Below are 21,488 nucleotides of genomic sequence, written 5' to 3' on the forward strand. Positions count from 1 at the left end.
ACGGCCGGGGCGGGGCGGGTGCCGGGGCGCCGGTGCGCACCGGAACGCGGACCCCTGTCGAGCCGGGGGCGATCACGAGATATCTTGATGTCGAGCAATGTTGCAGACGTGGAGCGGAGCACCCGGTGACTGACTCGACCATCATCTACACGCACACTGACGAGGCCCCGGCCCTGGCGACGTATTCCTTCCTGCCGGTCGTCCAGGCCTACGCCTCGAAGGCGGGTGTCGCTGTGGAGACCCGCGACATCTCGCTGGCCGGGCGCATCCTCGCGGTGTTCCCCGAGTACCTGACCGAGGAGCAGCGGATCAGCGACGACCTCGCCTACCTGGGCGAGCTCGCCAAGACCCCCGCCGCGAACATCATCAAGCTGCCGAACATCTCGGCCTCCGTGCCGCAGCTGAAGGCCGCCATCGCCGAGCTGCAGGAGAAGGGCTACGCGCTGCCGGACTACCCGGACGAGCCGAAGACCGACGAGGAGCGGGAGATCCGCGCCCGCTACGACAAGGTCAAGGGCTCCGCGGTCAACCCGGTGCTGCGCGAGGGCAACTCCGACCGCCGCGCCCCGGCCTCGGTGAAGAACTACGCCAAGACCCACCCGCACCGCATGGGCGCCTGGACCGCCGAGTCCAAGACCGACGTGGCGACCATGGGCGAGAACGACTTCCGCTCCACCGAGAAGTCCGTCGTCGTCGCCAAGGACGGCACGCTGCGCATCGAGCTGGTCGGCGACGACGGCTCCACCACCGTGCTGCGCGAGTCGGTGCCGGTCACCGAGGGCGAGGTCGTCGACGCCGCCGTCATGCGCGTCGCCGCGCTGCGCGAGTTCCTGGCCACCCAGGTCGCCCGCGCCAAGCAGGAGGGCGTGCTGTTCTCCGTGCACCTGAAGGCCACGATGATGAAGGTCTCCGACCCGATCATCTTCGGCCACGTGGTGCGCGCCTTCTTCCCGAAGACGTTCGCGAAGTACGGCGAGGTCCTCGCCAAGGCCGGCCTGACCCCGAACGACGGCCTCGGCGGCATCCTCAAGGGCCTGGAGAACCTGCCGGAGGGCGCCGAGATCAAGGCCTCCTTCGACGCCGAGCTCACCGAGGGCCCGGACCTGGCCATGGTCGACTCCGACAAGGGCATCACCAACCTGCACGTCCCCTCGGACGTCATCATCGACGCCTCCATGCCGGCCATGATCCGCACCTCCGGCCACATGTGGGGCCCGGACGGCCAGGAGCACGACACCCTCGCGGTGATCCCGGACTCCTCCTACGCCGGCGTCTACCGGGCCGTGATCGAGGACTGCAAGGCCCACGGCGCCTTCGACCCGGCCACCATGGGCTCGGTGCCCAACGTCGGCCTGATGGCGCAGAAGGCCGAGGAGTACGGCAGCCACGACAAGACCTTCGAGATCCCGACCACGGGCACGGTCCGCCTCGTCGACCAGGACGGCACCGTCCTGATCGAGCAGACCGTCTCCGCCGGCGACATCTTCCGCGCCTGCCAGACCAAGGACGCCGCGATCCGCGACTGGGTGAAGCTGGCCGTCACCCGCGCCCGCGCCACCGGCGACCCGGCCGTGTTCTGGCTGGACGCCACCCGCGCCCACGACGCCAACCTGATCGCCAAGGTCGAGCAGTACCTGCCCGAGCACGACACCGAGGGCCTGGACATCCGCATCCTGTCCCCGGTGGAGGCCACCAAGCTGTCCGTGGAGCGCATCCGCCGCGGCGAGAACACCATCTCCGTCACCGGCAACGTGCTGCGCGACTACCTCACCGACCTGTTCCCCATCCTGGAGCTGGGCACCAGCGCCAAGATGCTGTCGGTGGTGCCGCTGATGGCGGGCGGCGGCCTGTTCGAGACCGGCGCCGGCGGCTCCGCCCCGAAGCACGTGCAGCAGCTCGTCAAGGAGAACTACCTGCGCTGGGACTCCCTGGGTGAGTTCTTCGCCCTGGTGCCGTCCTTCGAGCAGTACGCCAAGGTCACCGGCAACCGGCGCGCCCAGGTCCTGGCCGACACCCTCGACCGGGCCACGGCGACCTTCCTCAACGAGGACAAGTCGCCGACCCGCCGCCTGGGCGGCATCGACAACCGCGGCAGCCACTTCTACCTGTCGCTGTACTGGGCGCAGGAGCTGGCCCGGCAGACCGACGACCCGGAGCTCGCCGAGGCGTTCGCCCCGCTCGCCGAGAAGCTCACCGCCAACGAGCAGAAGATCGTCGAGGAGCTGATCGCCGTCCAGGGCAAGCCCGCCGACATCGGCGGCTACTACCAGCCCGACCCCGCCAAGGCCGCCGCGGTCATGCGCCCCTCGGCCACCTGGAACGAGGCGCTGGCGTCCCTGAACAACTGACGCGAGCGGCCCGGAACCCCGTTCCGGGACCCGTCCCCCTTCCCTCCGCCCCGGCCGGCGCTCCGCCCGGCCGGGGCGGAGCCGTGTCCGGGGACGGCTCCGCTCCCCGCCCGTCGGCCCCCGGGGCCCGCCGGGACGCCGACAGCGGTACGGAGCGCGGCGACCGCCACGGCCGGAGACGGGCGGTCGACTCCCGGATGCGCGGCCGGCATCCGGGACGCGGGGTGGCTCGTACCGGACCGGGCCGGCGCTCCGCCGGTGCCGTGCCGGTGCCGCACGCGCTCGCCGGAAACGGTCGCGCCGTCGGACGTCCGCGCCGGGCCGTCCCGCCCAGCCGGGCCGTCCGGTGCCCGGCCGGCGGGACGGGCCACCGGCGGGGCGGCCGGCCGGGCCCGTCCGGGCGCCGGGCGGTGGTGCGCGGCCGCGTCGAACGCAGCGAACACGGCGAACGCGGCGAACGCCGCGGGTGGCTGCCGGGGCGGTACGGGGCCGGGAGCGTGCGGCCTCCGGCGGCGGTGTGGCACGGTGATCACCTGCCGCGTCCCCGACCCACGGAGCAGCCATGCCGTCCTTCGCGCCGCCGTCCTTCGCGCTCGTGCCGGGTGCCGCCGACTCGCCCGTGATCCTGCACGTGCCGCACTCGGCGCGGGAGGTGCCCGAGGACGTCCGCCGGGGCATCGTGCTGGACGACGCGGACCTGGCGCGGGAGCTGGACCACATCACCGACGCGCACACCGCGGAACTGGCCGAGGCGGCGGCCGCGTTGTGCGCCGTGCCGCCCTGGCGGTTCGTCAACCGGCTGTCGCGGCTGGTCGTCGACCCGGAGCGGTTCCCGGACGAGCGGGAGGAGATGACGGCCGTCGGCATGGGGGCGGTGTACACGCGCACCACGCACCGGGAGGTGCTGCGGCCCGCGGACACCGACCCCGAGCCGCTGCTCGCGCGCTACTTCCGGCCGTACGCGCAGGCGATGACGCGGGCGGTGGCCGACCGGCTCGCCGTCACCGGCCGGGCCGTGATCGTCGACGTGCACTCCTATCCCACCGCCCCGCTCCCCTACGAGCTGCACGGCCGGGGCCCGCGCCCGCCGGTGTGTCTGGGCACGGACGCCTTCCACACGCCGCCCGGGCTGGTGGCGGCGGCCCGCGAGGCGTTCGCCGGGATCGGGGAGGTGGGGCTGGACAGCCCGTTCAGCGGGACGTACGTACCGCTGGCGTACTACGGCGGCGAGCCGCGCGTGACCGCGCTGATGGTGGAGATCCGCCGGGACACGTACATGACCGAGCCGGGCGGTCCCGCGGGCCCCGGCCTGCCGCGGCTGGCGGCCGCGCTGGCGACCCTGGTGGACGCCGTGACGCGCTGACGCCGTGACGCGCTGAGGCGCTGAGGCGCTGATACCAGGGCGCGCTGACGCCGTGACGCACTGAGACCAGAGCGTGCTGACGCCGTGGCCTGCGGCCCGCACGGCACCGCGGGTCCGCCCGGAGCGCCTGCCGGTCGCCTGGTGGCGGGCCGCCGCCCGGCCCGCCGGTGGGGGCCGGGCGGCGGCTCACACCCGCAGCCACTCGGTGACGATCACCTCTCCGCCGGTGCGCAGCCGCAGCGCGAACGGCCCGGCGGGCGGCGTGTCGCCGGTGAACCGCCCCCGGTCGTCGGCGGTGAGCGCGGCCACCGCGTGCGGGCCGCCGAGCACCTCGATGCGCGCCGGGCGCGGCGGCAGCACCTGGCCGATCAGCCCCTGTTCCGTCACCTCCACGTCGACCGTCACCTCGCCCGCGCGGAAGGTCAGCATCCGCGGGGTGTCGTCCGCGCCGCGGACCGGGCTGGCGTCCTGCAGCGAGTCGAACGCCAGCTCGGCGAGGCGGGCGTCGAGGTCGTGCAGGGCGTAGGCCTCCACGGCGATCCGGCGCAGCTCGGCCGGCACCGGGTCCAGGATGGCGGCCGCCTGCCGCAGCTCCGCCTCCAGCACTCCGGTGCCGGAGGCGTCGTCCGTCTCCTCGCCCGTGCCGTCGCCGTCCCGGTCGTCCCCATCGCCTGGATCGCCCCGGTCGTCCCAGCCGCCTCGACCGTCCCGGTCGTCCCAGTCGTCGAAGGGGACGCCGTGCCCCTCGCATCCGCCGCTCACAGCACCTCCCGGGTGTCGAGCCGGGCGCGCAGCCGGCGCAGGCAGCGCTGCCGCGTGGGTCCGATGCTGCCCACGGCGATGCCGAGGGCGGCGGACACCTCCTGGTAGCTGGGCGGCGGGGAGGCCATCAGCACGCGCAGCAGCCGGCGGCAGCGGTCGCCGAGCTTCTCGAACTCCTGCCACAGCCGGCGCACCCGCTCGCCGTGCGCCGCGGCCTCCTCGGAGTCCAGCAGCGACTCCTCGGGGGTGCGGTCCTCGCTCACCCGGTCCAGTACGGCCGGGTCGGCCGTCGGCGTCAGCCGCCGCAGGGTCCGCAGCACCTTCAGGCACTCGTTGCGCGCGGTGCTCGCCAGCCACGCGCCCGCCTTGTCCGGTTCCCGGATCCGGCCCAGGTGCTGGGCGAAACGGAACCACACCGTCTGGTACACCTCGTGCGCGTCGGCCTCGGAGAGCCGGTGCGCGCGCACGACCGACCACACCAGCGGGCTCAGCCCCTCCACCAGCGCCTTCCAGGCCGCCGCGTCACCGTCGACGGCGGACTGGACGAGCGCGCCGACATCTGCACGGTCCACGGCCCCACCCCTCGTGTACGGCACGCCATCGTACGCCGTGGAGGGGGCGGTTCCGCACCTCATGCGGTGCCCGCCGAACGGATCGGGACCGGGCGCCAGGTGGGCGGCAGCAGCGCCGGGACGTGCGCGCCGCGCACCTCGGCCCACGCGTCGTGGGACGCCAGTAGCTGCCGGCGCGCGGCGCGCGGGTCGCTCTCCTTGTGCGCCGTCATGTGCGCCGCCACCAGGCCCGCGGCCACCGGCGTGGCGAAGGAGGTGCCGCTCCAGGTGGCCAGCCCCTCGAACACCACCTGGTCCGGCTTGCCGCCGGTGTTCTCCCGCGCCTCGCTGAGCACCCCGGTGTGCCGGGGGAAGCAGCAGGTGCAGGCGTAGGTGAAGCCGTAGCGGCAGGAGTCGTACGTGGAGTGCTGGTACACGTACGGCACCGGCGTGTCGAAGCCGGTGAGGGCGCTGGTGAGGCGCTCGCCGGGGGCGTAGACGTTCACCCAGGGGCCGTGGTTGGTGAAGCAGGCGCCGAACTCGCCGTCGCCGCGCAGCGCGCCGACCGACAGCACGCTGTTCTCGTAGCCGGGCAGGGTGGCGTAGGCGGCGGGCCAGAAGGGCGTGGCGCTCGCGTTGTTGCCGGCGGCGGCCACGAGCAGGGTGCGCCGCTCGCGCAGTTCCCGCATGAAGGCGTCGATGCCGAGCAGGCCGTCGCTGCGGCCGTTGGCGGTGCCGGCCGACAGGCTGAGCAGGTCGGGCCAGCCGTGCCGGTCGACCGCCTCGAACAGCTTCTCGCCGAACTCGGACTCCAGGACCGCGCCCGCGTCGTTGAGGGTGTTGAGGACGGTGACGTCGGTGTTGGGCGCGACGGCGGCGACGACGCCGGCGATGAACGTGCCGTGGCCGGCGTACTGCCGCAGCACGCCGTCACCGTCGGTCTCCTCGAGCTGCGGGTCGCCGGTGACGTGGGCGAGCGGGGCGAAGGAGCGGTGGTCGCGGGTGAGGCCGGTGTCGACGACGAGGACGTCCACGGCGGTGTCCGGATCGTGGGGGGAGGTGTCCGGGGCCGGGTTGGTGCCGGCGGCGAGCGGGGCGGGCACGGGCTCGTCGCCGGGGCAGGCGTTGACCGCGATGTGCACCACGTGGTTGCGGCTCACCAGCCGACGCCCGGCCCGCTCCTCGTGCGGCCGCAGGGCGCGCAGCGCGTGCGCCACGGTGCGGTCCGCGTCGGGCCGGCCCTCCCCCGGGTCGCCGACCCGGAGCCGGGTGACTCCGCTGCGGCCCGCCGCGGGCCCGTCGCGGCGCACGCGGTCCTGGTCCAGCTCGGGCACCGCCGTGAAGTGGGCCCGCACGGCGTCCTCCGCGATCCGCGCGTCCTCCCCGTCGCGGACCAGGACGACGCCCTTCTCGTACAGGAACTCGGCGGAGTCGTCCGGGCCCATCGCCAGCGGGACGTCCGGCAGCGAGCGCCGGATGTGTGCGAACTGTTCGTGGAATCGCTGTGGCGCCATGGTGTGTCCTCCCCCTCTGGGCGGCCGCGACGGGACGCGGCCGCACGGCTGTCGACGGTACGACCCGCCGGGGCACCCGGTGATACAGCGCCGGCCACGCCCGGGTGATGCGCCCACGCACCGGTGTGGTGGACGCCACTCGCCCGTTACCATCCGACAGGTGACCGCGGGAAACGACTCGGTTCTCCACCTCCTGCCGATGGTGTTCGCCGCGCCGGGCGAGGCGCTGGCCCGGGCCCGGGAGGTGCTCGACGGCCGCCCGTCGCCGCTGCACGCCTGCGTCGCCCACCAGGTGATCGGCATCTGGCAGCGGGACTTCGGGGACCTGCGGCTCGCCCTGCACCACCTGCGCCGCGCCCGCGACCTGGCGGCGCGCGCGGACTCGGCCGACCGGGAGGCCGACGTGCTGGCCACCCTGGGGGTGGCGCTGGTGCACGCGGGCCGCACCCGGCAGGGCCTGGCGGCGTTCGAGCGGGGCGTGGCGCGCGGCACCGGGCACACCCGGGCGCGCGTGCTGTACCGGCGGGCGTACGTGTGGTGGGTACTGGGCCGCCACCGGGAGGCGCTGGAGGACGTGCGCCGGGCGGTACCGGTGCTGCGGCAGGCGGGCGACGTGATCTGGACGGCGCGCGCGCTGACGCTGCGCGCCACCGTGCACCTGGCGCTCGGCGCGGTGGAGCGGGCCGACGCCGACTTCACCGCGGCGGAGGCGCTGTGGGACACCACCGGCCAGGAGCACGACAAGGCGGACGCGGTGGAGAGCCGCGGCCTGGCCGCGTTCCGCGCCGGGGACATCCCGGCAGCGCTGCGGCTGCTGGACGAGGCCGCCGAGCGGTACGCCAAGCTCGGCACCCCGACGATCATGCTGAGCATCCGGCGCTGCGAGGTGCTGATGGCCGCGGGGCTGGCCGCGGAGGCGCTCGCCGAGGCGGACGCCGCGATCGCCGTGCTCGACGGCATCGGCGGGCAGCCCACCCGCAAGGCGGAGCTGCTGCTGGCCGCCGCCCGCGCCGCCGGCTCGGCCGGCGACGCGCACACCGCGATCGCGCGGGCCGACGCCGCCGTACGGCTGTTCGCCGGGCAGCGGCGCGCCTGGTGGGAAACGCACGCCCGGATGGTGCTGCTCGAGGCGCGGGTGGCGGCCGGGCGGCGCTCCGGGCGGATGGTCGCCGACGCGGCGGCGCTCGCCGAGCGGCTCGCCCGGTTCGGTTCACCGGCCGCGCCGGAGGCGTCCCTGCTGGCGGGCCGGATCGCGCTGTGGCTGGGCTGGACCGCGGACGCCGAGCGGCACCTGCGCACCGCCGCGCGCAGCCGCCGCGCCGGCACCCCGCCGGCGCGGCTGACCGGCTGGGCGGCGCAGGCGCTGCGCGCGCAGGCGGCCGGCTCCACGCGGGGCGTGCTGGAGGCCTGCCGGCGCGGCCTGGACGTCCTGGACGAGCACCGGATGACGCTGGGCGCCTCGGAGCTGCGGGCCCGTGCCACCGCGCAGGGCGCGGAGCTCGCGGCGCTCGCCCAGCAGGTCTCGCTGCGCTCCGGCGGCGCGCGGCGGCTGCTGGTGTGGAGCGAGCGCTGGCGGGCCACCGTGCTGTCCGCGCCGCCCGCCCGGCCGCCCGCGGACCCGGCGCTGCTGAGTGCCCTGACCGCGTTCCGGGAGATCGCCGCCCGCGCGGAGGACGCGCGGCGCGACGGCCACCCGGTGCCCGCGCTGGAGCGCGAACAGCGGCGCCTGGAACGGGAGGTGCGCTCCCGCACCCTGCACATGCGCGGCGACGCGCCCGGCACCGGGCACCGGTTCGCGCCGGAGCGGCTGCTGGCCCGGCTGGGCGAGCAGCGGCTGGTGGAACTGGTGGTGCTGGACGGCCGCGTGCACGTGCTGCTGTGCGGTCAGGGGCGGGTACGGCGCTTCACGGCCGGGCCGCTCGCCGAGGCGCTGGTGGAGGCCGAGCACGTGCAGGCGGGGCTGCGGCGCCTGGCCCACCCCGGGGCACAGGCCCGGCTGCCGCTGGTGGAGGAGGCCGGGCACCGGCTGGAGGAACTGCTGCTCGGCCCGGCCGCCCGGCACCTGGGCTCCGGGCCGCTCGTGGTGGTGCCGCCGGGCAGCCTGCACCGGGTGCCGTGGGCGCTGCTGCCGTCCCTGCGCGAGCGGGTGGTGAGCGTGTCGCCGTCGGCGAGCAGCTGGCTGCGCGCCCGGGAGACCGAGCCGCCGCCCGGCGGCCGGCACGTGCTGGTGCGCGGCCCCGGCCTGGCCACGGGCGGCGCGGAGGTGCCCGAACTCGCCGACCGGTACGGCGCGCCGACCGTCCTGGAGGACGAGGAGGCGCGCACGGCGCGGGTGCTGCGGGAGCTGGACGGGGCCGCGCTGGCGCACATCGCCGCGCACGGCACGTTCCGCGCGGACAGCCCGCTGTTCTCCTCGCTGCGGATGGCGGACGGACCGCTGACCGTGCACGACTTCGAACGCCTGGACCGCAGCCCGTACCGGATCATCCTGTCCTGCTGCGACACCGCCCGGTTCGCCTCGGTCGGCGCCGACGAGCTGCTCGGCCTGGTCACCGCGCTGCTGCCGCTGGGCACGGCCGGGGTGGTGGCGTGCAGCGCGCCGGTCAACGACGAGGCGGTGGTGCCGCTGATGCTGGCGCTGCACAAAGGGCTGGGCGCCGGGCTGTCGCTGGCCGAGGCGCTGCGCGACGCGCGGGCCGCGCTGCCCGGCGACGCGGTGCACCAGGCCACGGGGTGGGCGTTCTCGGCGTTCGGGGCTGCCTGACCCGCCCCCCGCACGGGTCAGGCAGCCCCTGTTCGGGCGCGGCCGGCCGGGCCGTCCGCGCGTCCGGGAGGCCGCGCCGGCCGGACGGGCCGGACGGGCCGGACGGGTGGAGCCGGTCGGGCGGGCCGGCGTCGTGCGGCCCGGGGCGTTCCGTTCGGGGTCCGGCACGTCCAACAGGCCCATCGCCTCCGCGTCCGTCACAACGACAAGAGCCCGCATGCTCCTTCCTGATACAGGGGACTTGCTTCTCCCTGATACAGGGGGATTTGAGCAGCCCTCGATGCACGCGCCCCGGGTGCCGCGCGGCAGGCGGGGCCAGGACGGCCCGCTCCTGCTTGCCACCGCAGCAGCAGACGGCCCCCGACCCGGCTTCGGAGCCGGCCGCCGGGTGCGGGTCGACGGAACGGTGCCGCACTCCTGCCTGTTCGACAGGGCCGCGGACGGTGCCTCCACGATCCCGGCGCCGGGGAAGGGCCGGGGACGCCATGTCCGGGGGTGGTGGCGTCCCGGCCGCGCCGTCCTTCCGGGGCGCGGCCGGGGAGGGCGGGGAGGGCGGGGCGCGGCCTGGATCAGTGGACGCGGCCCGGATCAGGGCTCCAGGTCGCGGGTGAACACCACCCTGGGCCGGCCGGGGCCGTTGTCGTCCTCCTCGACGCGCACGGCGAAGCCGAGGCTGCGGTGGAAGGCGACCGAGCCCTCGTTGCCGACCGACGTGATCGCCTTCAGGCGGACCGCGCCCTGGCCGCGGGCGGCCCTCGCGAACGCCTCGTACAGACGGCGGCCCAGGCCGGTGCCGCGGGCGTCGTCGCGGGTGGCGGCCAGGTGGACGTAGCCGGTGCCGTCCGGGGTGACGCAGCCCAGGACGTAGCCGCGGATGCCGTCCGCGGCGCGGGCGACGAGGCAGGTGGCGCTGAACTCGTGGACCAGGAAGGGCTGGTGGAGTGCGCGCAGGTCGCGCTCGCCCCAGTAGCGGGAGTGGTCCCGCAGCACCTGGTGGAGGTCGGTGATCCGGGCGGGGACGATGTCGGCCGGCATGCCGTCGATCCTCGCAGAGGCACGCGGCGGGCCGCCGCGCGGTCTCGTCGGCGCCCCGCGCGCGGAGTCGTTCGCGCGCGGAGCCGTTCGACGGCGGTGACGACGGCCTCGGCTGCCTCGGCGGCCTCGGGTGCGGCGACGGGCGGCCGTCGCCGAAGGGCCGGCCGGGGTCGCGCACGGTGTCCGGGGTGCGGGTGTTGACGACGCGTCCGGACCGGTCGTCGTCGAGCACCGGCGCGGGGACGAGGCGGGGGACGAGGTGAGGGCGGGGTGACCGGCCGGAGGCGTCCGCCGGACGGGCGCCGGGGCGTCCGCGCTGCGTCGTCCGTCACACCGCGCGGCCCCGCCGCCCTCCTTCCGTCGACGAAAGCGCACGTCAGCCGCGATCATGCCGCTGACGCATGGATCATGTGATTCCCAGGCATTGGACGCATACGTCGAGGGCCGCGGAGGCTGGTGGCACGGAAAGCGAACCTTCCCCACCCGGCACGCGAAAGGACACGGCCGTATGGCTTCCGCAGGCATCCGCTCGGGGCGCGCGCCCCGCACGGCCCTGCCGTCGGGGCTGCGCCCCGCCGCCCGCGCCCTGCCCGCCCGGCTCCCCCTCGCCGCGGCGGCCCGGGGCGCGCTCGCCCTCGCCCTGCCGCTGCTCGTCGGTCTGCGCACCGGATGGGTGGTGCCGTCGGTGGTCGCGGCGATCGGCGCCCTGTGGGGCATCAGCCAGGACGGCACGGACCCCTACCGGCTGCGCGTGCGGCGGCTGGCCTGCATGGGCGCCGCCAGTGCGGTCGGCCTGCTGGCCGGTGAACTCGCCCTGCGCAGCGGGCGGCCGGGCGCCATCACGCTGTGCCTGGCCGTGGCCGCCGCCGTCGCCGGCGCGATCGGCCTGCGCGGCCGGGTCGCGTCCGTGTCCGGCATGCACCTGCTGCTCGGCGTCACCCTCGGCGGCGGCATCCCGATGCCGGGCCCCTGGTGGCTGCCGCCGCTGGAACTGCTCGCCGGGGTGGCGCTGGTCCTGGTGCTGTCCACCGTCCCGTGGCTGTGGCGGCGGCACCACATCGAGCGGGCCGCCGTGCTCGCCGCGTACCGCGCCGCCGCCGGGGCGCTGGCCGCGGCGGGCACCGCACGGGCGGAGGAGGCGCGCCGGCGCATGACGCTGGCCCTCGACCACGCCCACGAGGTGCTCGGCCGGTCGCGGCGGCGGGAGCGGCCGGAGGTCCGCCGGCTGGTGCGGGCCTTCCACGTCGCGGTGCGGCTGGGCGAGGCCGTCACCACCCTGCTGTGGGAAGGCCGACGGCTACCCGCCGAGGTGGCCGGCCTGCCGCTGCACCTGGCCGCCCGCCTGCTGCCGGGCCGGGTCCCCGACGCGCCCGCGCACCCGGCCGCCCCGCCGGCCGGCGCCGGCTCCCCCGGCCTGCGCGCCCTCGCCGACCTGTGCGCGGACACCGGCCCGCACCCCGCCGCCGCGGACACCGGCCCGCACCCCGCCGCCGACGACGAGCTGCCGCGCCTGCCGGACCGGCCGGTGCCGCAGCGGGCCGCGCGGCTGCGCTACACCACGCTGCTGACGGTGTGCGTGCTGGCCGCCCACCTGCTCGCCGTGGTGCTGCACGGGCCGCGCGGCTACTGGCTGCCGATGACCGTGGCATTCGTCTACAAGCCCGACTTCGGCCCGGTGTTCGGGCGGGCCCTGCACCGCTGCCTCGGCACCGTCGCCGGCGTGGCCGCCATCGGCGCGGTGTCGCTGCTCGTGCCCGGCACCCCCGCCGTGATCGGCGCGGTCGTGGTGTTCGGCGCGCTGATGGCGGTGGGCGTACGGCACCACTACGCGCTGGCCACGCTGGGCCTGACCGCGGTCGTGTTCGTCCTGCTCGACCTGCTGGGCGACCACCGCCCGCTGTACGGCACGCGGATCGTGGACACCGCCGTCGCCTCGGCGATCGTGCTCGCCGCGCACTTCGCGGTGTGGCCCGACTCCGCGGCCGGCCGGGCCGCCGCCCACACCGAGGCCGCGCTCGCCGCCGCCCGCCGCTACCGCGACCTCGCCCCCGGCGTGAGCCCCGCGCACCGCCAGTTCCTGCGCCGCGCCGCCTACCACCAGCTCGCCGAGGCCCGCCGCGCCGTCGCCCACGCCCGCGCCGAGCCCGTCCGCCCCGGCCGCCCCCTGCCCGACTGGGAGAGCGCCATCAGCGAGGCCGAACGCCTCTGCGACACCGTCACGGCCCGGGCCGTCGCGGGCCGGCACCACGCCGCGGCCCGGCCCGGCGCCGCTTTCTCCACCGCTCCTGCCACCCCTCCTTCCACCGCCCCCTCTTCCGCCGTTCCTTCCGCCGCCCCCTCCGCCGTGTCCTGCCCGGAGGCCCGCCCCGCCCGCTGAGCGGCCTCCGCCCTTTCGCCACCGGCCACAATGGCGGCATGGATCTGCAGGTGCTGCGCTCCTTCCAGGCCGTGGCCGACGGGGCGACCGTGACCGAGGCGGCGGCGCGGGCGCGGCTCACGCAGCCGGCGTTGTCGCGGGCGCTGAACCGGCTGGAGGAGGAGGTCGGCGCGGAGCTGTTCCAGCGGGTGGGCCGGGTGCTGCGGCTGACACCGGCGGGGCGGGTGTTCAAGGAGCACGTGGACACGCTGCTGGACCACTACGACCGGGGCCGCCGCGCGGTGGCCGAGGTCGTCGACCCGGACGCCGGAGTGGTGTCGCTGGCGTTCCTGCACACGATGGGCACCTGGCTGGTGCCGCGGCTGGTCACCGGGTTCCGGCAGGCGTTCCCGCAGGTGCGGTTCGAGCTGCACCAGGACGGTGAGGCGGGCCTGACCCGGCATCTCCTGGACGCCACCGCGGACCTGATCATCACCAGCGACGACCCGGGCCACCCGCTGATCACCTGGCGCCGGCTGCTGGTGGAGCCGCTGTGGCTGGCCGTGCCGGCCCGGCACCGGCTGAGCGGGCGCCGCCGGGTGCGGCTGGCGGAGGCCGCCGAGGAGCCGTTCATCGTGCTGAAACCGGGCTACGGGCTGCGCGGCCTGACCGAGCACCTGTGCCACGAGGCCGGTTTCGCCCCGCGCGTCGGCTTCGAGGGCGAGGAGGTGCAGACACTGCGCGGCCTGGTCGCCGCCGGGCTCGGCGTGTCCCTGCTGCCGGCCTCGCCCGACGCCGCCCCGACGCCCGACTTCCCCATCCGCTACCTGGAGCTCACCGACGTGCGCGGCGCCCGCGACATCGGTGTGGCCTGGCTGCGGGGGCGCACCCTGCCACCGGTCACCCACCGGTTCCTCGACCACGCCCTGAGGACCGCCGCCGACGCCGCCCGGGTCGTCGTGGGGCCGGAGCCGGAGTGAGGGCACGGGCGCCGGCCGCCGAGAACGGCACCGGCCGGGTGGCACGGCCCCCGGCGGCGCGCGGGAAGCGGTGTCACCGGGCGGACGGCACGCCCGTCCCGTCCGCGTCCGTGTCCGCTCCTGTGTCCGCGTCGGCGCCGGGCCGCGCCGGGGTGGCGCCGGCGTAGCGGCGGGCGGACTCGTGCTCCTGGGCCATGCGGCGCAGCGCCAGCAGGGCCGGTTCCAGCAGCACCGTCAGCAGCACGGCCCGCTCGGCGAGTTCGAGCGGGTCCTCGGCGCCGTCGAGCCGGTCGAGGTCGAGGACGGCGGTGCGCTCGGCCAGCTCCGCGTACGGCAGCAGCGCCCGCCAGTCCGGCAGCGCGCCGAGCCGCAGCAGCGGGGCCAGGGTGCCGGCCAGGTCGGCCCGGGCCGGCGCGTCCCGGTGCACCTGCCAGCCCATCTCCGCCACCAGGGCGTCGACCTCGGCCTGTCCCGCGGAGTCCGGGGGCGGCTCGTCCCGCAGCCGGATGGCGCCCAGGGCGAGGCCGAGGACGCGGTGGACGTCCTCCGGGTGCTCGGACAGGGCGCCCAGCACCTCCCGCGTCGCGCCGACCGACAGGCCCCGTACGCCGATGAGGGCGCGGATCAGGCGCAGCCGGCGCAGGTGCTGCTCGTCGTACTCGGCCTGGGTGGCGGCGACCAGGCGGCCGGGGGGCAGCAGACCCTCGCGGATGTAGTACTTGATGCTGGCCACGGACACGCCGCTGCGGCGGCTCAGCTCTGCCAGACGCATCGGTGGGGCTCCCTCGGTCGCTTGCCGCCCGTCATGGGACGGCACCACTGTCCATTACAGGCGGCGCCGCTGCCAAAACCGGCGGCGGACGGCGACCGGGGACGTACGGGCCGGGCACGTGTGGATTCGCGTGGACAGGGGGCATGGGCCGGGGCGTGTGGATAGGGGACATGGGCCGGCGTGTGTGGCCGGCGTGTGTGGTCAGGGAGCATGGGCCGGAGCGCATGGTCAGGGGGCACGGGTCGGGGGCGCGTGGCCAGAGGGCACGGGTTGGGGGCGCGTGGCCAGAGGGCACGCGCGGGTCGGGGGCGCGTGGTCTCCGCCCCGCCCGCTCAGGACACCGTCGGCACCGATCCGGCCGTGGCGCTCACCCGCGCCCGCTGCCCGTGCCGGCAGTGCACCAGCCGCTCGGCGAGCCCGGCCTCCCCGGCCGCGGCGAGGAACGCCTCGAGGGGGGACTTCATCACCGTGTAGTCGCCGTAGTGGACGGGCAGCACGAACCGCGGGTCGAGGCGGCGGGCCAGTTCCGCGCCCTGCGCGCCGTCCATGGTCACCACGAAGCCGCCGGGCAGGCGGGTGCCGCCGAGGTGGAGGACGGCCAGGTCGGCGGCCGGGAACCGGCGGGCGACCTCGTCGAGCCCGTCGTGGAGGAGCGTGTCGCCCGAGACGTAGAGCCGCAGTCTGGTGAGCCCGCCCGCGGGGCCGAACTCCAGCATGCTGCCCATCACCGGCGGCAGCAGGGCGCGCAGCGCCGGCTGCCCGGCGTGCCGGCCCGGCATGGCCATGATCCGCACCTGCGACCGGCCCCGGCGGAAGGTGAACCCGCGCCAGGTGCGCAGTCCCGCCGTGCGGCGGAAGCCGTGCACCACGCGCAGGCGGCGCGCGGCGTGCGGGGTGGTGAGGATCGGCACGGTGCGGTCCAGGTGCCGGCGGGTCCGGCGGTCCCAGTGGTCGCCGTGCAGGTGGGACAGGACCACCGCGTCCAGCCGCGGCAGCTCGCAGACGTCCAGGGCCGGCTCGGTCAGCCGGCGGCTGACCAGCCCGTGCCCGAGGTAGGCATACTGGCCGCGGTGCAGGAAGTTGGGGTCGGTGAGCAGGGTGAGTTCGCCGTAGCGCAGCAGCACGGTCGCGTTGCCGATGAAGTGCAGGTCCACCGTGTCGTCCACGGTGTCGCCGGCGGTCGGTGACATGGCGGCGCCCCGTCCGACGAGGCCGGAGGCTCCCCGTCTTGCGACTGGCGTGTTCCTCGTCCTCCGGGAGGGCGGAGTACCCGCGGCGGGGGTGATCACTACAGACGAGGGATGATCACCACAGACGGACGGGACCGGGCCGGCACACCGCCGCCGGGCTGCCCTCACCCCGAGGTTTCCTCGCCCGGCGGTGGGCAACCGCGCCCGCAACCGGCTCCCGCGCCGCGTCCGCGTCCGCATCCGCATCCGCATCCGCATCCGCATCCGCATCCGCCGGAAACGCAGGGCCGGCTTCCACGAATTCCTCCTTTCCTCCTCGAACTCGCCTGCCGTCCGATCATCCCGCGTCAACTACGCTCATTGCGCGAGCATTTCTTACCGAAAACGGACGGGCGGGTCGCAGCACGCCGATCTTGGCCGGAATTCGGCAGCCGTGCCGGCCTGCCATTGCACGCGCCGAACCCCTTATCTAATCTGGGCGGACTTTTCGGCACACTGCGTACGGCCTGACGCGGCGGAGACCGGTCGTGCGGCCCGATTGAGGGGGAGCGAGCATGTCCCGTGTTCCGCTGGTGCATGCCAGGGCAGGCGCCCCGCCCGAATACGCCCTTCCCGAAGTCGCCGCCGCGGCCACCTCCTGCGTGCTCTGCGTGACGCCTCTGCCGGCCACCGCCCGCCGTCGCCGAAACCTGCCGCGAAACCGTCAAGGGCGCCTTCTGGTCCCGCTGGCGCGAACGCGACCGGATCATGCGCGAGGCCGCCGTCCTGCAGACCTCCGAAAGCTGACATGGACCACTCCCCCCGCCGGCTCGCCGGCCGCAGCCGATCTGCCCGTCACCCGCCTGCTCACCGCCCGCGGCATCGCCTTCACGGCCCACCGGCACGGCCGGATCCGCACGGTGGACGACATCCACGCCCGCACCAGGTTCAGCCTCCCCCACTCGGTGAAGACCATGGCGTTCACCGCGGGCGGGCACGTCCTGCTCGCGGCGGTCCCCGGTCCGGCGCGGATCCGCTACGGCCGGCTGGCCGCCGCCGTGCGGGTGCGCCGCGGCGACCTCGCCCCCGCCGACGAGGCGGTGCTGCGCGGGCTCGGCATGGAACCGGGCGGTGTCACTCCCCTGTGCCCGGATCCCGCGGTCACCGTGGCCTTCGACCAGGCCGTGCCGCACCTGGGCCGCGTCTTCTGCGGCAGCGGCCGCGCCGACCACACCCTGCAGCTGAGCGCCTCGGACCTGGTCCGTTTCCCCGCCCGTGCGGTGGTCGCGGCGATCGCCTCCGAGGAGTGACTCCCGGCGCGCCGCGCCGCAGGACGCCGCAGGAGGTTGTACCCCCGCCTCCGGGCGCCGGGCCGCGTCCGTGACGGTGACGGCCCAAGGCATGGATCAGGGGCGTCGTCGTCGCCCTGCGGGAACTCCCTTCCGGAAACGATCGGGGGCCCCGTCTCCCCGGAGGGGAACAAGGCCCTGACCCGGACTGCCGGCAGTCCTGCGATGTCGGGACGACAGGATTTGAACCTGCGACCCCCTGAGCCCCAGAAACCGACGTCCGGTCCGCACCGTCCTTCCAGTCCATACAGTCGGGTAAATGTCCAGATCAGGGTGTCGTGCTCCTGGGCACATGCTGGTGTGTGACACACCGAGTTGAGGGACTTCGGGTCTACGAGCTTGTTCCAGTCAAGAGTGGTCCGGAATGAAGCTCTCCTCTGAGCTGCAAGAATCCCCGTCTCCTCACCTCGACAGCATGTCTCCAGGACATTCCCACGCTTGCCGAGCACACTGTGCGCTATGTGGAACATCTTCTTCACCACGCTTGGAAGCCTGGTCGCTCTGGGACTTGGCGCCGCGATCGGCGCATTTTTCGAGCGTTCCCGTGCCCGGGTCGGCTACCTCTCCAAGCAGTACCTAGACCACGTCAGCCGGTTGTTGCAGTTGGCCCACGCGGCGCCCAGCAGTGATCACCCCAACGAAGGCGCGTGTGCAACCACAGAATTTGAGAAGATCCGCAAAGAGGTACTCGACAACCGTGCGTCAGTCGAGGCCGATGCTCGACTCTTCGGCCACAAGGCGTCGACGAAACTCCTCTGTGCCCTGCACAGCGACATCGAGGAGTCGGTCACCAAGCCTCTCACCAAGGATCACCTCAGTAAGCAGGTCAAAGAGCTCGCCCAGCAGCTTCGAGGGCCGTGGCACCGCAGGCTCACCCCCCAGAATCGTTGGTTCAAGCACTGACCACTTTCTCCTTTCCTCCCTTAATTGACGTGCTCTTACTTGTCTCTCTCGGGTCAAGTGCCAGCGGAGGTATGGAGTCGGCATGCGAAGCTTTTGACGCACAGGGAGACCGCGGCAGCATGACGGCAAAAGGAAGGAAGGGAAAGCCCATAAGGCTCAAGGGCTGTGCAAGCCCATGTCGCACAAGAATTGTTTCTCGACCACCTATCGGGGCTAGCGGCGCCCCACCGGACCGCAGTCGTCCTGTAGTTGAGGTGCCCGAAGCGCTCCAGCCTCAGCGCCGCCGGCGAGCGCGTCTCATACGGCTCGTTGTCAGCTACCTTACTGAAGCAGCTTATAACCCCGGCCATTCAGCGGAATGGGATGAACTGACGCCCTGACAGCAGAAAGGTGTCGCTGACTTGTGAGGATGCGAGTATCTGGCCTCGATCTTGCATGACCGGATCTTCGGGGTCATGCTCCTCACGCTCATCGCCGAGCATCCCGCCGAGGTCTGTGGCGCCCGGTGGAATGAGGACGTCGATTTGATCGGCTCGGGCACAGTCGCCGTTGGCAATACCCGCACCATCGTCTACGACCGGCGACAGCCGAAGGGGTTTCGCAACACCGTCGTTGAAAAGGAGCCCAAGACCCACAACGGCCGGCGCGTCCGTCTCTACGACACTCGTCACGCTTGCCTGTCCTGGATGGCCAACAACGGCGTGCCCGACACGGTCGTCCCGGCCTGGGCCGGACACAGCGACCTGTCTTTCACCAAGCGGGTCTACGTCCTTTCACCAAGCGGGTCTACGTCCACCCTGATCCTCAGAGCCTCAGGGCTGGCTCGGACAAGCTGGGTGAACTTCTCGGCTGATGGGACGTGACCCTGACGTGGGTGGTGTCGGTTATCAGTCAGTCTCGGCCTATCTGGTACCGAGCCACGCTCTGGGCTGCGACACTCTGTGACTGCGGCGGGCAGTCCGTCGTACGGATACACTCGGGGGTGTACGGGTGGCAGGGCGTCCCGGTCAGTACTACCGGGCCGGTCACTGGGTGAACCGGTCCACGGGCAAGGGGAAGTCGGCGAAGAAATCGGCCACGGGCATCATCGTGGTCGGACTGCTCATAGTGGGTGCCTGGCTGGGATTCTTCTCGCAAGGTTCGAACGCCCAGGGGACGACGCCGCATCCGTCGACGGTCTCGCCTTCTCCGAGTCGCTGACCCAGGTCATCTCACCGACTGTCTCGTTTCCTCCTGATCAATCTCGCTGGCCAGCTGCGGCGTGGGGAGGGAACGGGTGCTGGGTTTGGAGTGACAGACTGAGCTTGTTCGAGCGTTCGCAGTCGCTGCCAGGCGGCTTCCCACGCATCGACCTGCTCCTCAGGGAGGCCGCAGGCTCGCAGATAGAGGCTTATCGTCTTCCATGATCGGGGCATGGTCGTCCGATTGAGCAGCGCACTGATAGTCCCGGGTGAAACGGGTGCGGCGGCTCGCCGACTCACCTCCGGGATCGTCCAGCCGTTGACCGCCCTGACACGGGCCAGCGCTTCGATGAAGGCTCGAGGCGTATGGCAGTTGGCTGGCTCGGGCCACACTGCCTCGGTGGCGCGCTGGGCCCGGGCGGCAGCAGCAGGATCGAAGGCAATGTTGTCCGCCAAGATGATCCGCCCTGCGGTGTTGCGCGCACGTCGTTGCGGAATGGGCCGGCCTTGCGCGGCAAGTTCGCGCTTGAGGTGCTGGTAGACGGCGTCCAGGTCCAACTCACGAGCTGGACCAGGGATGCCTTCATTGACGAGGCGCAGCAGTTCTCCGGTGAAGGCTGTATGGGGTTCGCCCGGTGGGGCTAGGGCCAAGCCATTCTCCGGCGAGGCTGCCAGCAGGTAGCTCCCGTCGACCTCCGCCTGGTCGGCCAGGAGATCCTGCCCGCCCATCATTCCGAGGGCTCGTCCACTCATGCAGCAGTCGAGGATGATCACATGCCGTTGGGCACGAGAGTCCATGAGGATCTCGCGGAGTGCCTGGTACGGGACCCCTGTGTGGCTACGACCCTGGATCGAGCCCGGCAACCCTAAGAACAGTTCGCCTCGCCCATCGAGAAGGCCATGCCCCGCGAAGTACACCAGGAGTGTGTCCTCAGCCTCCTCGGCTGCGCTGCTTATCGGGTCGAGCAGGTCATGGGAGGTATCCGGTTCGGCCACGACCGTGCAGTGCTCGGCGGGCAACTCCCACGAGAGCGGGCTCATCAGGACAGTTGCAAGATCCGCGAGGTTGTTGGCGACAGCTGGCAGGGATTCAAGCTTCGAATAGCAGCTGACGCCTGCAAGCACAGCCCGTGAGAGAGCCGGGTCGGGCAGGGCGCTCATGACGGGGAGGAGGTCTCGTCCGCTTGCTCCAATGCGTCCACCAGCCGACGGACTTCTTCCTCGGTCGCGTCCGTCAGGCGGATCTCTACGTCGCCACGTCTAATAATGATCTTCGGAGGCCGTGGGCGGGTCTGCCGCCAGGTCACGAGGGAGAGAGCGAAAGACGCCGCACTCCACCCGTTACTGGTGATCAGGCCAAGGCTGTCGATGAGACCACCCATGGATCCGGGTGCCGCAGCCCGGGTGTGCAGCGAAACCGTAGCCGCTCGTCGAACAGTCGGCTCCTGACGCAACCACCCGTCCAGCGACCGGAGGTCTTCCTCCTGACGCTCGCTCTCGATCCGAACCACAACGTGCATTCGCCCCCCCGGCCGTGGTCGCGATGAACCTGACACAATGGCATCCTGCCCTCCGAGCGGCGCAGGCCACCTGCGCAATCGGACACTTTGGCTGACGCCTTACGGTGATGGCTGATCGCCATCAGGGCTTGTGACGAAATGTGACACGACAGGGCTCGGAAACGATCAAGGGCCCTGCCTCACCGTAGTGAAACAGGGCCCTCCTCTGCGGCTTCGGAGCGATGTTCCCGTCGGGACGACAGGATTTGAACCTGCGACCCCTTGACCCCCAGTCAAGTGCGCTACCAAGCTGCGCCACGTCCCGTTGCGTGCACCGCGGCGGGCCGCGGTGATCACGCGGATCAAGCCTACCGTACGGGTGCGGATGCCGGCGCCGGGCCCGGTGCGCGGTCGGTGTCGTCGTCGGCGGCGTAGGCGAGGAAGTCGTCGACCATGCGGTGGAAGAGGGTGGCGAGCTGCCGCAGGTCCTCGGGAGACCAGTGGGCCAGCGCCGCCTGCATGCCGCGGACGCCGGCGGCGCGGATGCGGCCGATGGCGTCCCGGCCGAGGTCGGTGAGCCGGATGCGCTGGGCGCGGCGGTCGTCGGGGTCGGGGACGCGGACGACGTGCCCGGTCCGCTCGAGCTGCTGCACGGTGCGGGTGACGTGGGAGGCCTCCACGCCGAGCCGGTGGGCCAGTTCGCCGGGGCGCAGCGGCTCGGAGTCGGCGATGTGCCGCAGCAGCGCCACCGCCGCCCGGTCCAGGGGCACGCCGGCCAGTTGCATCAGGCGTTCGTGCCGCCGGGCGCGGGTGCTGAGATACGTGATGCGCGTCAGCGCGCGCTCGATCTCGGCGATCTCCGGCGCGACGGGGGCGTCGGGTGCGCCGTCGGGCGGCTCGGGTGTCGGCATGTCGACGAGTCTAGCGCATAGTTGACTTACG

The 21,488-nt window shown here is 73.7% G+C and carries 17 protein-coding genes and 1 tRNA gene; 8 read left to right on the forward strand and 10 right to left on the reverse strand.

What is annotated here, in order from left to right:
• Positions 1-125 precede the first annotated feature (125 nt).
• On the forward strand, positions 126-2,348 hold the full coding sequence (locus IE225_RS25885) for an NADP-dependent isocitrate dehydrogenase (protein ID WP_190060025.1): 2,223 nt from the start codon (positions 126-128) through the stop codon (positions 2,346-2,348).
• Between the two features lie 562 nt (positions 2,349-2,910).
• Complete coding sequence (locus IE225_RS25890) at positions 2,911-3,711, forward strand: N-formylglutamate amidohydrolase (protein WP_190060026.1); 801 nt, start codon at positions 2,911-2,913, stop codon at positions 3,709-3,711.
• A 186-nt stretch (positions 3,712-3,897) separates the two neighbouring features.
• On the opposite strand, the gene IE225_RS25895 is transcribed toward IE225_RS25890, so the two are convergent.
• Genes IE225_RS25895 through IE225_RS25905 form a run of 3 tightly spaced genes read right to left on the reverse strand, consistent with a single transcriptional unit; the run spans position 3,898 to position 6,538 of the window.
• Positions 3,898-4,473 (reverse strand): hypothetical protein, encoded by a 576-nt coding sequence (locus IE225_RS25895; RefSeq protein ID WP_190060027.1) that lies wholly within the window; start codon positions 4,471-4,473, stop codon positions 3,898-3,900.
• Positions 4,470-5,108: an RNA polymerase sigma factor gene (locus IE225_RS25900; RefSeq protein WP_190060028.1), complete on the reverse strand. Its 639-nt coding sequence runs from the start codon at positions 5,106-5,108 to the stop codon at positions 4,470-4,472. Before IE225_RS25900 ends, IE225_RS25895 begins: the two co-directional genes overlap by 4 nt.
• On the reverse strand, positions 5,105-6,538 hold the full coding sequence (locus IE225_RS25905; protein WP_190060029.1) for a S8/S53 family peptidase: 1,434 nt from the start codon (positions 6,536-6,538) through the stop codon (positions 5,105-5,107). The genes IE225_RS25900 and IE225_RS25905 overlap by 4 nt, the downstream gene beginning before the upstream one ends.
• A gap of 199 nt (positions 6,539-6,737) precedes the next feature.
• Here IE225_RS25905 and IE225_RS25910 point away from each other — a divergent pair, with 199 nt between their 5' ends.
• On the forward strand, positions 6,738-9,302 hold the full coding sequence (locus IE225_RS25910) for a CHAT domain-containing protein (protein ID WP_190060094.1): 2,565 nt from the start codon (positions 6,738-6,740) through the stop codon (positions 9,300-9,302).
• Between the two features lie 588 nt (positions 9,303-9,890).
• Here the strand turns inward: IE225_RS25910 and IE225_RS25915 are convergent.
• A complete protein-coding gene (locus IE225_RS25915; RefSeq protein WP_190060030.1) occupies positions 9,891-10,337 on the reverse strand; it encodes a GNAT family N-acetyltransferase in 447 nt (148 codons plus the stop codon).
• Between the two features lie 508 nt (positions 10,338-10,845).
• On the opposite strand from IE225_RS25915, the gene IE225_RS25920 reads away from it, so the two are divergent.
• Both IE225_RS25920 and IE225_RS25925 read left to right on the forward strand, forming a co-directional pair.
• Complete coding sequence (locus IE225_RS25920) at positions 10,846-12,714, forward strand: FUSC family protein (RefSeq protein ID WP_190060031.1); 1,869 nt, start codon at positions 10,846-10,848, stop codon at positions 12,712-12,714.
• Positions 12,715-12,752: 38 nt separating this feature from the next.
• Complete coding sequence (locus IE225_RS25925) at positions 12,753-13,673, forward strand: LysR family transcriptional regulator (protein ID WP_190060032.1); 921 nt, start codon at positions 12,753-12,755, stop codon at positions 13,671-13,673.
• Between the two features lie 73 nt (positions 13,674-13,746).
• On the opposite strand, the gene IE225_RS25930 is transcribed toward IE225_RS25925, so the two are convergent.
• Together IE225_RS25930 and IE225_RS25935 are read right to left on the reverse strand one after the other, a co-directional pair.
• Entirely contained in the window at positions 13,747-14,445 is a 699-nt protein-coding gene (locus IE225_RS25930; protein WP_190060033.1) for a MerR family transcriptional regulator, read from the reverse strand.
• Positions 14,446-14,777: 332 nt separating this feature from the next.
• Positions 14,778-15,635 (reverse strand): MBL fold metallo-hydrolase, encoded by an 858-nt coding sequence (locus IE225_RS25935; protein ID WP_190060034.1) that lies wholly within the window; start codon positions 15,633-15,635, stop codon positions 14,778-14,780.
• 554 nt (positions 15,636-16,189) lie between these two features.
• On the opposite strand from IE225_RS25935, the gene IE225_RS34165 reads away from it, so the two are divergent.
• The 3 genes from IE225_RS34165 (at position 16,190) to IE225_RS25950 (ending at position 18,729) form a co-directional block, all read left to right on the forward strand.
• The gene (locus IE225_RS34165) at positions 16,190-16,924 is read left to right on the forward strand and encodes an aminoacyl-tRNA deacylase (RefSeq protein WP_190060035.1); all 735 of its coding nucleotides are present in this window, start codon (positions 16,190-16,192) and stop codon (positions 16,922-16,924) included.
• A gap of 498 nt (positions 16,925-17,422) precedes the next feature.
• A complete protein-coding gene (locus tag IE225_RS25945) occupies positions 17,423-17,866 on the forward strand; it encodes a hypothetical protein (RefSeq protein ID WP_190060036.1) in 444 nt (147 codons plus the stop codon).
• 455 nt (positions 17,867-18,321) lie between these two features.
• Positions 18,322-18,729, forward strand: coding sequence for a tyrosine-type recombinase/integrase (locus tag IE225_RS25950; protein WP_190060037.1), 408 nt, complete (start codon positions 18,322-18,324; stop codon positions 18,727-18,729).
• A gap of 348 nt (positions 18,730-19,077) precedes the next feature.
• On the opposite strand, the gene IE225_RS25955 is transcribed toward IE225_RS25950, so the two are convergent.
• From IE225_RS25955 to IE225_RS25965, 4 genes are all read right to left on the reverse strand, one after another.
• Positions 19,078-20,208, reverse strand: coding sequence for a caspase family protein (locus tag IE225_RS25955; RefSeq protein WP_190060038.1), 1,131 nt, complete (start codon positions 20,206-20,208; stop codon positions 19,078-19,080).
• Complete coding sequence (locus IE225_RS33505; RefSeq protein WP_229880040.1) at positions 20,205-20,567, reverse strand: effector-associated constant component EACC1; 363 nt, start codon at positions 20,565-20,567, stop codon at positions 20,205-20,207. The genes IE225_RS25955 and IE225_RS33505 overlap by 4 nt, the downstream gene beginning before the upstream one ends.
• A 230-nt stretch (positions 20,568-20,797) precedes the next feature.
• Positions 20,798-20,871: transfer RNA gene (locus tag IE225_RS25960), tRNA-Pro, on the reverse strand.
• Positions 20,872-20,914: 43 nt separating this feature from the next.
• Complete coding sequence (locus IE225_RS25965) at positions 20,915-21,457, reverse strand: MarR family winged helix-turn-helix transcriptional regulator (RefSeq protein ID WP_190060095.1); 543 nt, start codon at positions 21,455-21,457, stop codon at positions 20,915-20,917.
• Positions 21,458-21,488 lie beyond the last annotated feature (31 nt).

Origin of the sequence: Streptomyces echinoruber (assembly GCF_014651135.1) — a bacterium.
Classification (GTDB): domain Bacteria; phylum Actinomycetota; class Actinomycetes; order Streptomycetales; family Streptomycetaceae; genus Streptomyces; species Streptomyces echinoruber.

Coding starts and splice junctions, on each gene's coding strand:
- IE225_RS25950 (WP_190060037.1), top strand. CDS start 18,322: ATGCTCCTCACGCTCATCGCCGAGCATCCCGCCGAGGTCTGTGGCGCC.
- IE225_RS25925 (WP_190060032.1), top strand. CDS start 12,753: ATGGATCTGCAGGTGCTGCGCTCCTTCCAGGCCGTGGCCGACGGGGCG.
- IE225_RS25920 (WP_190060031.1), top strand. CDS start 10,846: ATGGCTTCCGCAGGCATCCGCTCGGGGCGCGCGCCCCGCACGGCCCTG.
- IE225_RS34165 (WP_190060035.1), top strand. CDS start 16,190: ATGTCCCGTGTTCCGCTGGTGCATGCCAGGGCAGGCGCCCCGCCCGAA.
- IE225_RS25955 (WP_190060038.1), bottom strand. CDS start 20,208: ATGAGCGCCCTGCCCGACCCGGCTCTCTCACGGGCTGTGCTTGCAGGC.
- IE225_RS25915 (WP_190060030.1), bottom strand. CDS start 10,337: ATGCCGGCCGACATCGTCCCCGCCCGGATCACCGACCTCCACCAGGTG.
- IE225_RS25935 (WP_190060034.1), bottom strand. CDS start 15,635: ATGTCACCGACCGCCGGCGACACCGTGGACGACACGGTGGACCTGCAC.
- IE225_RS33505 (WP_229880040.1), bottom strand. CDS start 20,567: ATGCACGTTGTGGTTCGGATCGAGAGCGAGCGTCAGGAGGAAGACCTC.
- IE225_RS25945 (WP_190060036.1), top strand. CDS start 17,423: ATGTGGAACATCTTCTTCACCACGCTTGGAAGCCTGGTCGCTCTGGGA.
- IE225_RS25930 (WP_190060033.1), bottom strand. CDS start 14,445: ATGCGTCTGGCAGAGCTGAGCCGCCGCAGCGGCGTGTCCGTGGCCAGC.
- IE225_RS25890 (WP_190060026.1), top strand. CDS start 2,911: ATGCCGTCCTTCGCGCCGCCGTCCTTCGCGCTCGTGCCGGGTGCCGCC.
- IE225_RS25900 (WP_190060028.1), bottom strand. CDS start 5,108: ATGAGGTGCGGAACCGCCCCCTCCACGGCGTACGATGGCGTGCCGTAC.
- IE225_RS25905 (WP_190060029.1), bottom strand. CDS start 6,538: ATGGCGCCACAGCGATTCCACGAACAGTTCGCACACATCCGGCGCTCG.
- IE225_RS25965 (WP_190060095.1), bottom strand. CDS start 21,457: ATGCCGACACCCGAGCCGCCCGACGGCGCACCCGACGCCCCCGTCGCG.
- IE225_RS25910 (WP_190060094.1), top strand. CDS start 6,738: ATGGTGTTCGCCGCGCCGGGCGAGGCGCTGGCCCGGGCCCGGGAGGTG.